Source organism: Protofrankia sp. Cas4, assembly GCF_963555915.1.
Classification (GTDB): Bacteria; Actinomycetota; Actinomycetes; order Frankiales; family Frankiaceae; genus Protofrankia.
Map to the genome: position 1 here is coordinate 2167 of NZ_CAUVXL010000214.1, position 15818 is coordinate 17984.

Below are 15818 nucleotides of genomic sequence, written 5' to 3' on the forward strand. Positions count from 1 at the left end.
GGAGCCCTCAATGATCCTGGCGGGCATGGGTGAGTACAGGGCTGCCAACGCCATCCGGTCAGCTCAGGCCGTCCAGTCGGCCATCATCCCGTACCGAGCCCGTCCAGCAGTCAGACCGCGGTTCCGCGACGGCAGGCGTGCTGGCCGTCGATCACGGCCATGCCGGGGCAGGTGGGGTTGCTGTCGGTGTGTCCCAACGGCGGGGCGGACGGCGGCGCTGCGGCGGAACCGCGGTCAGAACCTCGGAAGGGTCGACAAAACGGCCCGATGCGGTATCAAGAACCCAGGTGTGCGCGGCGGGAATGTCGAAGTAGAGGCCCACGAGCTCAAGCGGACCCCGTTCCAACGCGCGCCGCACAGCCGGATGGCCGCTCAGGTGCTCCAGCTGAAGCACGACGTTCGCCCGGCCCAGTTGTTCCAGGGGCGACAGCATCTCCGTACCGGGCAAGGGCATCCGGGCCAACGCCGCGCGCGCATGGGTCAGCCAGCCCGCCAGCGCGGAGTCGGGATCCCGGTCGAGGTCGTCGGACAGCAGCGCCTGCATGGCACCGCATCCCGAGTGCCCGCACACCACGATCGAGGGCACCCGCAGGACGTCGACGGCGTAGTCCAGCGCGGCGGTCACCGACAGATCGGCGTTGCGCCCACCGGCGATCGGGACGATGTTGCCGACATTACGGACAGTGAACAGGTCGCCGGGTCCACTGCTGGTGATGATGTTCGGGACGACCCGGGAGTCGACGCAGGTGAGGAACAGCGCGCTGGGACGCTGACCGTCCGCGAGCTCCCCGAGGGTGCCGCGCAGCAGCGGAGCGGTCCGGCGGTGGAACTCGGCGACCCCCACCAGCATCGTGCCGGCGGCATCCGCGCGGTGCGCGTCGCCGTGGGAGGCCGCCAACTCCTGCCACTGCGACCAGGGGGCGAACCAGCGGGGCAGGTGCGGAACGACGGTACGGCGCCGCTTGGCCTGATCCTCACGTGACGATCGGAACCAGGTGTGGCCGATCTCGTCGACGGTCACCTGCCCGCCCGCCCGCTCGTGCTCAGTGCACCAGGCGTGCAGATGGTCGAACGCCGCATGATCGAGATAGTCGACCACCAGCTCGATCGACACACAGGACCCGGTCGGCACCCGGCCGAGAACCCGGGCGAGGCGCGGCAGGGACAGGAAGCTCAAGGTGCCCTCCACGTCCACCCGCCATGCCTGCCCGGACGCGACGAGACGGATGTTCGACCACAGCACCCGACGCAGAACCAGCCCAAGGGCGGTGAGCATCCCGAGTGCGACGCCCTGGAGCAGGTCGAGCGCGACGACACCGACGAGCGTGACGACGTACACGGGCAGCTCGCCGTGACGCCGCACGTGCCGCAGATGGGCGACGTCGACCAGCCGGACCCCGACCACGACGAGCAGGCCAGCCAGCGCGGACAGCGGAATCCACTCGACCGCTCCGCCGAAGAACAGGGCGAACAGCGCCACCCACACGCCGTGCAGGACGGCTGAGGCCCGCGTCCTCGCCCCGGCCGCGACGTTGGTGGAACCGCGCACGATCACACCGGTCACCGGCAGCCCGCCGGCGAGACCCGCCAGGACGTTGGCAGCCCCCTGCCCGAGGAGTTCACGGTCGAGGTTGATCCGACCCGGCGCCCGGCCACGCGTGGTGGCCAGCTTCTCCACCGCCACCGCGGACAGCAGCGACTCCATGCTCGCCACGATCGCAATGGTGAGGACGCCCAGGACGATCCCAGACCAGTCCCGGTCGGGAAAGGCCGGCAGCGACACCGAGCCGAGGATCGACCTGGGCAGGTCGACCCGGGGCAGGTCCAGGTGGACGGCGGCGGCCAGAGTGGTCCCAACGACGACCGCGGCGAGCGGCGCGGGGATCGCGCGCAGCCCGCTCGGCAGCCGGCGGACCAGCCGGGGCCACAGCAGGATGACGGCGATCGTCATGGCCCCGATCAGGGTCGCGCCGCTGTGGCTGTTGACGATCCGGCCGGGCAGGGTCACGATGTTGTCGATGGCGTGGGCGTCGGGCGCACCGCCGAGGATGACGTGCAGCTGGCCGATGGCGATGGTGAGCCCGATCCCGCCGAGCATGCCGTGCACGATCGCGGGCGACACGGCGAGGGCTGCGCGGGCGATCCGACTGACACCGAAGATGATCTGGAGCACACCGGCGGCCGCGGTCACCGCGCACGTGACCCGCCACCCGTAGGTCGTGATGAGCCCCGCGATGACCACGGTGAGCCCGGCCGCGGGCCCACTGACCTGCAGGCAGACACCGCCGAGCGCCCCCGCCACGATCCCACCGATCACAGCGGCGATGAGACCGGCGGCGACCGGCGCGCCCGTGGCGACCGCGATACCCAGCGACAGCGGCATCGCGACCAGAAACACCACCAGCGACGCCTGCACGTCCGCCCGCAGGTGCGCCCGCAGGGCCATGTCAATCTCCTCGGGATCGAATCGGCACCGGACGGGATGTCGCGATGGAGATCGCCCTCGGATGGGTCGCGCAAGCCGACGACCTTGCCTGTCACAAGGGCCGCCCGGTGGGCGCCCCTGCCCGCATCCGACCGCCGCAGCGATGGGTGAACCACACCGGACAACGACAGCGGACCGGCCGGGGTTTCCGGATGTGATCTTTCCTCAAGAAGGAGAATTCGGCTGCGGCTCAGGCGGCCGCCTGAGCCAGCTCAGGCGGTCGCCCGCTGCGCGACCGTCCGGCGGACCACCGCGAGCGCGGCCGCGATCGCCGTCGGGTCGGTGCCACCGCCCTGGGCGAGGTCGTCCTTGCCCCCACCGCCACCGCCGAGGACCTTCGCGGCGCCGCGGACGAGCTCCCCGGCCTTGATCCCGCGGTCACGCGCGGAAGCGCTCGTACCCACCACGATGACCGGACGCCGGTCCACCGCGGCCGCCGCCGCGACGACCACCGGACGGTCGGCGGCGACTCTGCCGCGGATGTCGAGGACGAGCCTACGAAGATCATCCGCGGATGTGCCGTCCGGCGCATGGTGGGCGACGAGCGCGACCCCGCCGACGTCCTCGGCTGCGCTCGCGAGGTCACCCGCCGCGGCCAGCACCTGTGCGGCCCGCAGCTTCTCCAGCTCCTTCTCGGCGTCGCGCAACCGCCCGAGCACCCCGGCCAGACGCTCGGGCACCTCGGCCCGGGGCGCCTTGAGCACATCGGTGATCTGCGCGACGAGCACGGCCTCGCGGGCCAGGTAGCGGTAGGCGTCCAGGCCGACCAGGGCCTCCACCCGCCGGACCCCCGCCCCGACCGAGGACTCGCCCAACAGCTTGACCAGGCCGAGCTGCCCGGAACGGCGCACATGCGTGCCACCACAGAGCTCACGGGAGTACTCGCCGATCGAGACGACCCGCACCCGGTCGCCGTACTTCTCGCCGAACATCGCGATGGCGCCGGTCCGGCGTGCCTCGTCGGCGTTCATCACCTCGGCGTGCACATCGAGATCCTCGATCAGCACCTGGTTGATCGTCTCCTCCACGTCGGCCAGCACCGACACCGGCACCGCACCGGCGCAGGAGAAGTCGAAGCGGAACCGGCCGGGCGAGTTCTCCGAGCCGGCCTGCGCGGCGCTCGGGCCCAGCGCGTCCCGCAGGGCCTGGTGGGTCAGGTGGGTGGCGCTGTGGGACCGCGAGATCGCCCCCCGCCGGGCGGGGTCGATCTCGGCCCGCGCGTGCATCCCGACCGTGACCCCGCCCGAGCGCACCCGACCACGATGGACGATCAGTCCTGGTAGCGGCTTCTGCACATCGAAGATCTCGATCTCGGTACCGTCGTCGAGGCGGACCGCGCCGCTGTCAGCCAGCTGGCCACCGCCCTCGGCATAGAACGGCGTGCGGTCGAGCACGACCTCGACATCGCTTCCCTCGCCGGCCTCGCGGGCGGGTGACCCGGCCACCAGCAGCCCGCGGACGACGGCGTCCCCGGCGGCGCTGTCATACCCGGTGAACACCGACGGGCCGACCGCCGCCAGCACGTCCCGGTACGCCGAGGTGTCCACATGCCCGGTCTTCTTCGCCCGGGCATCGGCCTTGGCACGCTCACGCTGCTCGCCCATGAGCCGGCGAAAGCCCTCCGCGTCAACGGTCAGGCCCTGCTCGGCCGCCATCTCCAGGGTGAGATCGATGGGAAACCCGAACGTGTCGTGCAGCTGGAAGGCCCGCGCACCGGTGAGTACACCGCCGCCCGCCTTCTTCGTCTCGCTCGCCGCCAGATCGAAGATGGACGTCCCGGTGCGCAGCGTCGCCAGGAACGACGCCTCCTCGGCGGTCGCCACCGAGTCGATCCGCGCCCGGTCGGTGACAAGTTCGGGATACTGCGGGCCCATCGCCTCGATCGTGACCGCGACCATCTCGGGCATGGTCGCGTCCGGTGCACCGAGCAGGCGCATGTTGCGAATCGCGCGGCGCATCATCCGGCGCAGCACGTAGCCGCGTCCCTCGTTGCCGGGCAGCACGCCGTCGCCGATGAGCATCACCGAGGTGCGCACATGATCGGCAACCACCCGCAGCGACACGTCAGAGGACGCCGCGGCGCCGTAGCGGGCACCGGTGAGCTCCGCGGCCCGGTCGAGGATCAGCCGGGAGGTGTCGATCTCGTAGAGGTTGTCGACGCCCTGGAGCACCGCGGCGAGACGCTCCAGGCCGAGGCCGGTGTCGATGTTCTTCGACGGGAGATCGCCGAGGATCGGGTAGTCCTTCTTGGACGACCCCTCACCGCGGATGGACTGCATGAAGACCAGGTTCCAGAGCTCCAGGTAACGCTCGCCGTTCACGGCGGGGCCCCCGTCGATCCCGAACGCCGGCCCGCGGTCGTAGTTGATCTCCGAACAGGGTCCGCACGGCCCCGGCACACCCATCGACCAGAAGTTGTCCTCCATACCGAGGCGTTGGATGCGCTCGGCCGGCACCCCCACCGTCGACCGCCAGATCTCAGCGGTCTCGTCGTCGTCGAGATAGACGGTCACCCACAACCGGCTGTCGTCCAGCCCGTACCCGCCCGCCGCCACCGGCGTGGTGAGTAGTTCCCAGGCCAGGGGGACAACGGTCTCCTTGAAGTAGTCCCCGAAGGAGAAGTTCCCGCACATCTGGAAGAAGGAACCGTGCCGGGTGGTCCTGCCGACCTCTTCGATGTCGGTGGTCCGCACGCATTTCTGGATGCTGGCCGCGCGGGTGTAGGGCGGGCGGACCTCGCCGAGGAAGTACGGCTTGAAGGGAACCATTCCCGCGTTCACGAGCAGCAGCGTGGGGTCGTCCGCGATGAGGGACGCCGACGGCACGACCGTGTGCCCGCGCTCGGCGAAGTAGCGAAGCCAACGGCTCGCGATCTCAGCGGACCTCATCACAAGCCTTCCTCACCGATCGACCGACGATCCCGGCCCATCGTAGCCAGCCGGCCCCCGTCATCGGCGCAGCAGGCCACCGGCGAGATCCAACATCTGCGCGGTCCGGGCGAGGGCCGCGCTCAGCCGCCAAGCCTGCGCGACCGCCTCCTGGATTCCGACCAGCCGCCCGATCGCACCGCAGGTGGACGTGCGGGCAGCCCGCTGGCGGAACTGCTCGAGCGCGGTCCGCGCGGTGTCGATCGAGCCACGGACCCCGGCGAGCCGCGACAACAAGCCGGTCCCGGCGCCGGCTGTCCCTGCGCCGGCTGTCCCGGTGCCGGCCGGGACAGCCGGGCGGAGAGCCGCGCCGACCGTGACGACGGCCGGCAGACCGACCACGGCGAGATCGTCGACCGCGACCGCCAACGAACGCGTCGTGTGGACGGGACAGCCGACCAACGGCACCCGCCCAGCTACCGCGAAAACCGGCCCCTGGGTCAGCCGCCTGGCCGCCGTCGTCTCGCGGGCGATCGCCTCAGTCGTCCGGTGGAGCTGACCGACCGAGAGGCCGCGACCAGCGGAAAGCCCGCGTTCGAGTTGAGCGAGCTGGGTCTGGGCGACCCGCAGGTGCGCTTGCGCCAGCCGGCCGCGGACCACCGTCCAGACGGTGGCCGCGACGCCCAGCAGCGCCACAACCGCGGCCGCGACCACCAGGGCCCGAAGCCCCGCGGAACACCGGCCCCAGCGCGGCGCCGGCCGCCGGGTGCTCGGCAGGGGGCTTGTCCGGGGGCTTGTCCGGGGGCTTGTCCGGGGGCTTGGCCCGGGTTTCATCAGTAGCGCTGGCGCCGGTGGGATCCGGCCGTCTTCGCATCGAGTGCCAGCGGAGTCGTCAGGTCGGCCGGATCATCCCCCGAACCCTCGACAACGGGTTCGGGTTCGTCGATCGGCTCACGCTGGGTGGCGATCGCGATGCCGTCACCGTGGCCGGCCGTGGCTGGCAGCGGATCGACCGCGCCCTGGCTGGCAGCGCCGTCGTGGCCGTGCCGCCGCCCCAGCCCCATCCTGATCTGGAAGTACCCGCTGTACGACGGATAGCCGTAGGTCATGGCGTCCAGTTCCCTGGCGGGAATCATGTTGAGTACCGCTCCCAGTATCCGTGCATCCACCGTCCGTAGGACATCGCTGGCCCGGGTCAGCTGCTCACGCCGGGTCTTACCACTGCGGACGACCAGCAGGGTGCCATCGACCTGCGCGGCGAGCACGGCCGCATCGGTGACCGGAAGCACCGGCGGAGCGTCGATGAGCACAATGTCGAAGCGCCGGGACAACTCGCCCAGCACGTCGCCCATGTTGCGGGATCCGAGCAGCTCGCTGGGGTTGGGAGGCAACGGCCCGCTGGGCAGGACCTCCAGGCGGCCGCCGTCGTCGCCCCACGGCACAAGCACGTCGTCGAGGTCAGCGGCACCGATCAGCACAGACGTGAGACCGGCGGCCGTCTCGATCCCGAGGTACTCCCCGAACGACGGTCTGCGCAGGTCCGCCTCGACCAGGGCCACCCTGGCCCCGGCCTGGGCAAGGGTGATCGCCAGGTTACAGGCGGTCGCCGTCTTGCCCTCCCCGGACATCGAGCTGGCGACCAGGATGACGCGAGGCGGTGTGTCCACGTCGACGAACCGCAGGTTCGTCCGAAGTTGACGAAATCCCTCCGACCGCGCGGACTGTGCGTCCAGCGCCCCGATGAGCGGATACCGGGCACCCGCGGGGTCCAGGGCGACCGCACCGAGGGTCGCCAGGCCGGTCGCCGCGGCGACGTCGGACTCGGTCCGCACGCTCGTGTCAAGCCTCTGACGGGCCACGGCCGCACCGACGCTTACGAGCAGGCCCAGCACAGCGCCGAGCGAAATGGCACGGGCGGGCCTGGGCGCCACGGGTGCGGTCGGCAGCTTCGCGTTCTCCCAGACACTCACCCGCACCGACGGCGGACTGCCCGGCGTCGCCGTCTCGATCTCCGCGACGGCGGCGGAGAACACCTCGCCGACCGCCGTCGCGATCATCTGGGCACGCCGAGCATCGCCGTCGGTCACGACAGTCTGCAACAACACCGTGTCGGGGACGGCGGTGGCCTTGATATGAGCCTGCAGGACCTGTGGCGAGAGGTCGAGTCCGAGCTTTGCGATGACCCCCGCGGCGATGCGGTCGCTGGCCACGAGATCGACATAGGACTTCACCCGCTGCTGGGACAGCAGGCCGCCCTGGTAGGCCGATGCCGCGCTGTCGCCGCCGTTCGACGACACCACCAGGGTCTCGGTGGCGGCGTAGACCTTCGCCTCCCGCCATGTGACGGCCGCGGCGACCAGCACACCAAGCATGACGCATACCAGCAGAAGCGGCCAACTCCGGCGGAGCGCTCTGACATAGTCCCGAAGTTCCACCAACAGACCTGTCCTCTCCGGGCAAAGCATCCTAGTTATCGCAGCACCACGCTGCGCGACCAACATACTCGTTTCACATCCACACACTTACCATCAGTAGTTATTACTCTGTGGATCCATGAAGAAGCGAAGGGTTGTCGCCAGTCGAGGAGTCCGATGGTGGCGGGCTGTGGCCCGGCTGTCCCTGCTGGACCTGCGCTGGCGCGTCGGTCTACAGATCGGCGTCGACGCGGCATGTCTGTCGCTCGGTCTGGGCGCGGCCTACCTTGCCCGGTTCGGCCAGTCACCCGTGGCCGACGCCGAGTTCTGGGTGATCGCGTTTCTCGCGGCCTGCCTGTTGTACTTCACCGGAACAGCCCTGCACCTCTACCTCGGGCGATACCGGTTCGGTGGTTTCGACGAGGTACTCGCCCTGACCTGTTCGGTCGGGCTCACCACGGTCGGGATCGTCATCGTCGACGCCACCATCGGCCGGCACGGCCCACTGCCGCTCGGGGTCCTTCCCCTTGCCGGCGCCGTGGGGCTGGTCGGGATGTTCGGCGTCCGCTACCTGTGGCGGCTGGCCGAGCAACGCAGCCGGCGCCGGCACCGCCCCGACACCGAGCCGATCATTGTCTTCGGCACGGGTGAGGGAGCCGACCGCGTGTTGGCCTCGATGCTGCACACCCCGGACAGCCCGTACCTGCCGGTGGCACTGCTCGATGACGATCCCCGAACCTGGAACCTGGCCCTGGGCGGTGTCCGGGTACGCGGTGGGCGTGACGCCATTGCCACGGTCGCCGCCCAGACCGGTGCGCGCACCCTCCTGGTGGCCATCCCGAGCGCCGACGGCACGCTGCTACGGGAGATCACCATGGTCGCCGAGGACGCAGGCCTCACCGTCAAGGTGCTCCCACGGGTGGTGGATCTCATCGACGGCCGCGTCGACGTGCGCGACATCCGCGACCTCGACCTCAGCGATCTGCTGGGACGTTGCCAGATCCAGACCGACGTCTCCTCGGTTGCGGGCTATCTCACCGGCAAGCGGGTTCTGGTCACCGGAGCCGGCGGCTCGATCGGTTCCGAACTGTGCCGCCAGATCCACCGCTACCACCCCGGCAAGCTGATCATGCTCGACCGCGACGAGTCAGCCCTGCGGGCCGTCCAGCTGTCCATCCACGGCCAGCCGATCGCCGACGACGAAGCCGTCGTGCTGTGCGACATTCGGGATGTCCAGGCCGTCGACATGCTGTTCGAGCAGCACCGGCCGCAGGTGGTCTTCCACGCCGCCGCGCTCAAACACCTGCCGCTGTTGGAACGCTTTCCCGGCGAGTCGGTCAAGACCAACGTCTGGGGGACACTTGCGATCCTCGACGCCGCGGTGTCCGTCGGCGTCGAACGGTTCGTCAACATCTCGACCGACAAGGCCGCGAACCCGACGAGCGTCCTGGGCTACTCCAAGCGGATCACCGAACGCCTGACCGCTCATGTCGCCCAGCATGCACGTGGGGTGCTCGTGAGCGTCAGGTTCGGCAACGTCCTGGGCAGCCAGGGCTCCGTACTGAGGGTCTTCGCCAGCCAACTGGCAGCCGGTGGTCCGCTCACGGTCACGCATCCGGATGTCACCCGCTACTTCATGACCGTCGAGGAAGCCGTGGAACTGGTCATCCAGGCCGGAGCGCTGGGTGGAAACGGCGATATTCTGGTGCTCGACATGGGCCAACCCGTGCGGATCGCCGATGTCGCCAGGCGGCTGGCGACTCGGGCGCCGCGCCCCGTCGAGGTGGTCTACACCGGGCTCAGCGCCGGCGAAAAGCTGCACGAGGAACTCTTCGACGACGATGAACACGACATCCGCCGCCATCACCCCTTGATCTCCTACGTGTCAGCGCCACCGGTCGAACGGCGGCACATCCTCGATCTCGACCCGTGGGGAGCGCCGGAGAGCACCAGGGCAGCGCTGCGTGTGCTCGCCCGCTGCGAGGACCTCGATCGCCAGCCGCGGCTGGCGGCTGTCATCCCCACTCAACCCCGACCCGACAACGCGCCCACCGCGGTCGCCAACGAACGCTGATACGCGAACTACCCTGGGGCCGCCACCGACATGACCTTGATAAGCGCATCGGAGGCGTCGGAGATGTCGGACGGGTCGAGGGTCGGATGCACGAGGAGGGCGATCGCGGTGCGGCCCAGTTCCCCGGCCACCGGCAGGGGGACCGCGGGCTGCCACCGCTCGGGCACGGCCGCCTCCTGGTAGACCTCCCCGCGGCAACCGGCGAAGCAGGGGATTCCCTCCGCCCGCACGGCCGCCACGACCCGGTCCCGACTCCAGCCGCCACCAAGCAGGTCAGCCCGAACAAACGCGTACCAGCGGTAGTAGGCGTGGCCGACGTGCGGGGGCGGTGCGGGCAGCCGCAACGCCGCGACGTCGCGTAGCCGAAGGGCGAGCAGCATGGCGTTGTCCCGGCGCCGCTCGACCATCTCCGGTAGGTGCGCAAGCCCGGTCCGGCCTACCGCCGCAGCCAGTTCGTGCATGCGGGCATTGGTTCCGAAGCTGTCGTGGACGATGCCCGGACCGCAGCGATCATATCCCGCCAGGTCGTCCGGGTCCGGCCCGGGGCCCGCGTCCATCACCGTGAACCGTCTGCCATGGTCGGTGTAGGACCAGGCGGCCCGGTAGTACGCCGCGTCGTCGGTGGTGACCATGCCGCCTTCACCAGCGGTGCTGAGAATACTGTCACAGCCGAATGACCACACGCTGATATCGCCCAGGGTTCCGACCGGTCGACCACGCAGCGTGGCGCCGTGTGCCTGAGTGCAGTCTTCGATGACGACAAGACCGTGGGTTGCGGCCAGGTCCCGCAGCGCATCGACGTCCACCGGCCAACCGGCGAGGTGAACGGCGACAACGGCACGGGTCCGCTCGGTCAGAACCCGGCGGACGCAGTCAACGGTGATCGTCTGCGACTCGCCGTCGACGTCGGCGAAGACCGGCCGGGCGCCGAGTGCGGCAACGCAGCTGACCAACGCGATGGCCGATCGCGCCGGCACCACCACCTCGTCGCCCGGCCCGATCCCGACGACCCGCAGAGCGATCTCCAGCGCAACGGTGCCGTTGGCCACCGCCAGCCCATGACAAGCGCCCACGGCGTCGGCGAACTCACGCTCGAATCGCCGTCCTTCGCGGCCCGTCCAGTAGGTGACCTCACCCCGGCGCATGGTGGCCGTCACCGCGGCGATCTCATCGGGACGGAAGACGGGCCATGATGGATACGGCCGGTCACGAACTGGTCGTCCACCGTCGAGGGCTAGCCGGGACCTCGCCAAAATGCCAATAACGTCACTCCTAGCTTCTACTGTATCTCCCTTAGTAATATCACAGCACATGCATCCACAGCGGCGTCGAAAGGTGTCCAGTTGGAATCATCTGTCCCGCGAGTCATCGGGCAGCCGGCTGCGATGCATGAGACCGTCATCGCTTCACCTCCGCACTGGACAACGGTGTCGGCACGCGGGAGGCCGGGAGATTGAGCGGATCCACACATATGATCATCCGACGCAGGAGAATGGGCGGGTGAACGCTCAGTGGAAATCGTGGACCCGGGTGCGCGGCACGACCCGGCGGGCGCTGTTACCCCGGACCGCCACGCTCACTCTGTTCATGGTCACGGTCGTGACGGCGACGGTGCTGGCCGGCTGCGGCGGTACCACATCCCGATCATCGGCTCGGGTCCCGCCCGATCTGATCCCCCTCTTCCAGGAGGCCGCAGCCGTCTACGGTGTGCTCACCGCTGCGCAGCTCGCGGGTCAGGCACGGGTGGAGAGTAAGTTCAACCGCCTGGCGGTGTCCAGCGCCGGGGCGCAGGGCCTCATGCAGTTCCTGCCCGAGACCTGGCGGCAGTTCGGCGTCGACGGCAACGCCGACGGCAAGGCGAATCCGCTGGATCCCGCGGACGCCATCCCGTCCGCCGCGCGCTATGAGGCCCATCTCGCCGACCTCGTTCAGAAGCTGCCCGGCGACCGCGTGTCATTGATCCTCGCCGCCTACAACGCAGGGCCGCGGGCCGTCCGGGACGCCGGTGGAGTCCCCGACTTCGGCGAGACCCGGGCGTACGTCGCGAACGTCCACAACTGGGCCAGCCGTTTCAACGACCAATTCTAGCCCACCGGCAATGCGCACGATCGCGCGGTCCCACCGTGTTCCGGCAGCCGTGGTTCCATCATGCCGAAGGCCCCGGATCGTTGATGGACGGCCGGCTGCGGCGCGATGATGGAGGAGACATGTTCGACGGTGGTGAGCGGTGACGCGGCCGACGACGGGCAACGACGCTCCTTCAGCCACGAGCGTGGCCGCCGGAGCCCTGCCCGAGCAAACGGGCGCTCCCACCGCGGCCGAGGAGGTCATCCGGCGGATCGAACGGTCCAGCGGCATGCTGGCGAGCCGGGCCGTGGTGCGCATGCACGATGTCCTGCCCTGGTTTTCGAACATGTCGGCGCGCCACCGGGCTGACATCCAGATGGTGGTACAGGCGGGGATCTCCTCCTTCGTGGAGTGGTGCCGGCGGCCCGAACACGCCCGAGAGCTGTCCGGGGACGTCTTCCGGGTCGCCCCCCGTGATCTCGTCCGAGCGGTCACCTTCCGCCGCCTGGTCGACCTCGTCCGGGTGGCGGTCGAGGCGATCGAAGCCGAGGTGCCAGCCCTTGCCGGCCCCGACCACGAGCAGCGGCTGCTGGCCGATGTGCTGCGCTACTCCCGTGACATCGCCTTCGCCGGTGCGGTCGTCTACGCCCGCGCGGCTGAGGAGCGCGGCGCCTGGGATGCCCGGCTGGAGGCGCTCGTCGTCGACCATGTCGTGCGGGGCGAGGTCGAGCGGGCGCTGCCCTCGCGCGCGGCGGCGCTGGGATGGCGCAACCCGCCGGCGGTCGCAGTGATCATCGGGGACGCCCCGGACCACTCCCCCGAGGTCGTCGTCGACGAGGTCCACCGTCTCGGACGCGGAGCGGGGCTGGAGGTGCTCACCGGTGTCCACCACGAACGCCTGGTGGTCATAGTCGGTGGCGACTTCGCCGGCGACCAGGCGTCGCGGTCGGTCCGCGGCGGCGGCCAGGCCCAGCGCGCCCTGCTCAATGCCGCCGAAGCCCTGCTGCCCGCATGTGGACCGGGTCCGGTCGTCATCGGCCCGGTCGCCGCCGATCTGGCCGCCGCCGCATCCTCTGCGCACGCGGCGCTGGCCGCCGCCGACGTGGTCGCGGCCTGGCCGGCCGCGCCCCGGCCGGTGACGGCGCAGGCGCTCCTACCCGAACGTGCCCTGGCCGGCGATACCGGCGCACGCCGTGCGCTGGTGGATGAGGTCTACATTCCGCTGCGCGAAGCCGGAGCGCCGCTGCTGGCGACGGCCGGTGCCTACCTCGACTTCGGCGCCTCGCTGGAGGCCACGGCGCGCGCGCTCTACCTGCATCCCAACACGGTCCGTTACCGGCTTCGTAAGGCGGCCGACGTGTGCGGGCTTGATCCGACAGACCACCGCGAACGGTTCACCCTGCACGTCGCGCTCATCCTGGGTCGACTCACCGCCACCTGACCGCCGGAATGATCGCTTGTGTGGCCGGGGCTGCGGGCTCGGGAAGCCGGCCAGAAGATCAAAAACAGGCACTCACACGGGCCGTGTTACCGCCGATTGTCGCCCGTGTCACAAGATTCCGCTTCAGCAGGTAGATGCGGAACAAACATGTGCGACGACCGGATCGTCTTGTAGAGAACCCACAATGAGGTGCCGACACAACGGTGAGTGCCCGCCAGCGACAGACACCGGCCGGGAAGGGTTAGGTAGTCCGGTGCTCGCTATCCTCGCGCCCGGTCAAGGTGCCCAGACTCCAGGTCAACTGCAACCCTGGCTCGAGATCGGCGGGGTTGAAACACGATTGCGATGGTGGTCCGAGGCGGTCGGAATCGACCTTGTCGACGTCGGCTGCCACGCATCTGCGGACACAATCCGAGACACGGCGCTCGCCCAGCCACTGATCGTCGCGACCGGTCTGGTCGCCGCCGAGCAGCTGCCTGCGATCAACCCGGGACATATCGTCGTCGCCGGCCACAGCGTGGGTGAAATCACGGCTTGCGTCCTGGCCGGCACGCTGGACGCCGAAAGCGCGCTCGTGTTCGTCGCGCTGCGCGGACGCGCGATGGCGCAGGCCGCAGGGCGTGTCGCCACCGGCATGACCGCTGTCCTCGGCGGCGAGCCCGACCTCGTCATCGACCATCTTGAGCAACTCGGCCTGACCGCCGCGAACCGCAACGGTGCGGGCCAGATCGTGGCTGCCGGCACGGTCGAGGCGCTGGCCACCCTCGCCGAGCACCCGCCGCCCCGGACCCGACTGCGGTCACTGTCGGTTGCCGGTGCCTTTCACACCCATTTCATGGAGCCTGCCCGCGAGCGCCTCGCGGTGATCGCAGCGGGTCTGCGCCCGCGGACACCCGGGCTACCGCAGGTGTCCAACGCGGATGGCGCCGTCATCCGCACCGGGCCGGATCTGGTCGCCCGGCTGGTGGACCAGGTGGCAGCCCCGGTCCGGTGGGACCTGTGTCTGGCACAGCTTCGTGATCTCGGGGTGACCGCCGTCCTGGAGCTCCCGCCCGCCGGCACGTTGGCGGGAATCGCCAAAAGGGAGTTCCCCGGCGTACGGGTCGTCGCCGTCAAGACCCCCGACGACCTGCCCGCCGCCCGGGAGCTGGTCGCCGAGTACGGCGGCCCGCCGGCCGGCACCGATCGGGCCGGTACCGATCGGGCCGGCACAGCTGTCGGGGAGACGGACACTGGACTCGTCGGAGCGCTGCGATGACCGGGTCCCGGCTGATGGGGCTGGGGACATACCGTCCCGCCCGGGTGGTGACCAACGACGATCTTGCCAACCGGGTCGCGACGTCGGACGAGTGGGTGCGCACGCGGACCGGTATCGCCACCCGACGCATCGCCGACGCCGACGAGACCATCGTCTCAATGGGGAGCATGGCCGCGGAGAAGGCACTGGCCGCGGCCGGCATCGACGCCGCCGACCTCGACATGGTGCTGCTCGCGACCTGCACGAATCCGTCCCAGATCCCTGGCTCCGGGCCACAGATCGCCCACCGCCTCGGCGCTGTGCGGGCGGGCGCCCTCGACCTCAACGCCGGTTGCGCCGGCTTCTCATACGCCTTGTCGATGGCGTCGGACATGGTTCGGGCCGGCAGCGCTAGACACGTCATGGTCGTCGCGGCCGAACGGCTGTCGGACTACACCGACTGGGACGACCGCACGACCTGCATCCTGCTCGCCGACGGTGCGGGTGCAGCGGTCGTCGGACCCGCCGCGACGCGGGAGATCGGGCCGGCCGTGTGGGGCCATGACGGCGGGAAGGCGGGCGCCATTCGCGTTCCGGGGTATGGTGACAACCTGTTTCGGATGGAAGGTCAGACGGTGTTCCGTTGGGCCCTCGCGTTGACACCGACAATCCGGCGTGCCTGCGAACTTGCCGGTTTCACACCCGCCGAACTCGCCGCTGTCGTCCCGCATCAGGCCAATCTCCGGATAATCGATGCGCTGGTAAGCGGTATCGGCGCCACAAACGCCGTCATCGCCCGCGACGTGGTTGATGCCGGCAACACCTCGGCCGCCAGCATCCCGCTCGCGTTCAGTCGGATCCTCGACGGTGGGGAACTACAGCCGGGTGATCCTGTTCTACTGTTCGGCTTCGGCGCCGGCCTGACCTACTGCGGTCAGGTCGTCCGCTGCCCATAGGATTCCCCGAAAGCACCGCCCGACACGCTGACGTACCGGGCTAAACCAAGAAGGAGGCGCACATGTCGCAGTCCGAGATCCTGGCAGGACTCGCCGCGATTCTCGAGGAGGTCGCCGGGGTCGACCCGGCCGACGCCACCGCGGACAAGACCTTCATCGACGACCTCGACGTGGACTCGCTGTCCATGGTCGAGGTCGTGGTCGCGGCCGAGGAGAAATTCGGCGTGAAGATCCCCGACGAGGACGTCAAGAGCCTCAAGACCGTCGGCGACGCGGC

General features: G+C 69.9%; 12 protein-coding genes. 7 read left to right on the forward strand and 5 right to left on the reverse strand.

The features are described 5' to 3' along the window. Positions 1 to 151: 151 nt before the first annotated feature. Entirely contained in the window at positions 152 to 2446 is a 2295-nt protein-coding gene (locus U9979_RS19600) for a SulP family inorganic anion transporter (protein ID WP_322780542.1), read from the reverse strand. Positions 2447 to 2490: 44 nt separating this feature from the next. On the opposite strand from U9979_RS19600, the gene U9979_RS19605 reads away from it, so the two are divergent. Further along, positions 2491 to 2643 (forward strand): hypothetical protein, encoded by a 153-nt coding sequence (locus U9979_RS19605; RefSeq protein ID WP_322780543.1) that lies wholly within the window; start codon positions 2491 to 2493, stop codon positions 2641 to 2643. A gap of 54 nt (positions 2644 to 2697) precedes the next feature. Here U9979_RS19605 and alaS read toward each other — a convergent pair whose 3' ends face one another. From alaS to U9979_RS19620, 3 genes are all read right to left on the reverse strand, one after another. Further along, positions 2698 to 5373 (reverse strand): alanine--tRNA ligase, encoded by a 2676-nt coding sequence (gene alaS, locus U9979_RS19610; protein WP_322780544.1) that lies wholly within the window; start codon positions 5371 to 5373, stop codon positions 2698 to 2700. A gap of 60 nt (positions 5374 to 5433) precedes the next feature. Next, complete coding sequence (locus tag U9979_RS19615; protein ID WP_322780545.1) at positions 5434 to 6066, reverse strand: hypothetical protein; 633 nt, start codon at positions 6064 to 6066, stop codon at positions 5434 to 5436. A 119-nt stretch (positions 6067 to 6185) separates the two neighbouring features. Beyond that, entirely contained in the window at positions 6186 to 7787 is a 1602-nt protein-coding gene (locus U9979_RS19620; RefSeq protein ID WP_322780548.1) for a polysaccharide biosynthesis tyrosine autokinase, read from the reverse strand. 118 nt (positions 7788 to 7905) lie between these two features. Between U9979_RS19620 and U9979_RS19625 the strand changes: the two genes are divergently transcribed. Continuing rightward, positions 7906 to 9840: a nucleoside-diphosphate sugar epimerase/dehydratase gene (locus U9979_RS19625; protein WP_322750510.1), complete on the forward strand. Its 1935-nt coding sequence runs from the start codon at positions 7906 to 7908 to the stop codon at positions 9838 to 9840. 8 nt (positions 9841 to 9848) lie between these two features. Here the strand turns inward: U9979_RS19625 and U9979_RS19630 are convergent, their stop codons facing one another. Continuing rightward, the gene (locus tag U9979_RS19630) at positions 9849 to 11153 is read right to left on the reverse strand and encodes a DegT/DnrJ/EryC1/StrS family aminotransferase (RefSeq protein WP_416220261.1); all 1305 of its coding nucleotides are present in this window, start codon (positions 11151 to 11153) and stop codon (positions 9849 to 9851) included. A 274-nt stretch (positions 11154 to 11427) separates the two neighbouring features. Between U9979_RS19630 and U9979_RS19635 the strand changes: the two genes are divergently transcribed. The 5 genes from U9979_RS19635 to U9979_RS19655 form a co-directional block, all read left to right on the forward strand. Next, complete coding sequence (locus U9979_RS19635) at positions 11428 to 11928, forward strand: lytic transglycosylase domain-containing protein (RefSeq protein ID WP_322750516.1); 501 nt, start codon at positions 11428 to 11430, stop codon at positions 11926 to 11928. Between the two features lie 139 nt (positions 11929 to 12067). Further along, a complete protein-coding gene (locus U9979_RS19640) occupies positions 12068 to 13348 on the forward strand; it encodes a PucR family transcriptional regulator (protein ID WP_416210684.1) in 1281 nt (426 codons plus the stop codon). Between the two features lie 253 nt (positions 13349 to 13601). After that, the gene (locus U9979_RS19645; protein WP_322780547.1) at positions 13602 to 14606 is read left to right on the forward strand and encodes an ACP S-malonyltransferase; all 1005 of its coding nucleotides are present in this window, start codon (positions 13602 to 13604) and stop codon (positions 14604 to 14606) included. Next, complete coding sequence (locus tag U9979_RS19650) at positions 14603 to 15541, forward strand: beta-ketoacyl-ACP synthase 3 (protein ID WP_322750507.1); 939 nt, start codon at positions 14603 to 14605, stop codon at positions 15539 to 15541. Before U9979_RS19645 ends, U9979_RS19650 begins: the two co-directional genes overlap by 4 nt. Before the next feature lie 62 nt (positions 15542 to 15603). Next, positions 15604 to 15818, forward strand: a 215-nt coding sequence (locus U9979_RS19655) for an acyl carrier protein (RefSeq protein WP_322767928.1), incomplete at its 3' end; no start/stop codon positions are given.

Bases quoted from the DNA above. Each gene is read 5' to 3' on its own strand.
- U9979_RS19635 (WP_322750516.1), top strand. From the start codon at position 11,428: ATGGTCACGGTCGTGACGGCGACGGTGCTGGCCGGCTGCGGCGGTACC.
- U9979_RS19650 (WP_322750507.1), top strand. From the start codon at position 14,603: ATGACCGGGTCCCGGCTGATGGGGCTGGGGACATACCGTCCCGCCCGG.
- alaS (WP_322780544.1), bottom strand. From the start codon at position 5,373: ATGAGGTCCGCTGAGATCGCGAGCCGTTGGCTTCGCTACTTCGCCGAG.
- U9979_RS19625 (WP_322750510.1), top strand. From the start codon at position 7,906: ATGAAGAAGCGAAGGGTTGTCGCCAGTCGAGGAGTCCGATGGTGGCGG.
- U9979_RS19605 (WP_322780543.1), top strand. From the start codon at position 2,491: ATGGAGATCGCCCTCGGATGGGTCGCGCAAGCCGACGACCTTGCCTGT.
- U9979_RS19630 (WP_416220261.1), bottom strand. From the start codon at position 11,153: ATGTGCTGTGATATTACTAAGGGAGATACAGTAGAAGCTAGGAGTGAC.
- U9979_RS19600 (WP_322780542.1), bottom strand. From the start codon at position 2,446: ATGGCCCTGCGGGCGCACCTGCGGGCGGACGTGCAGGCGTCGCTGGTG.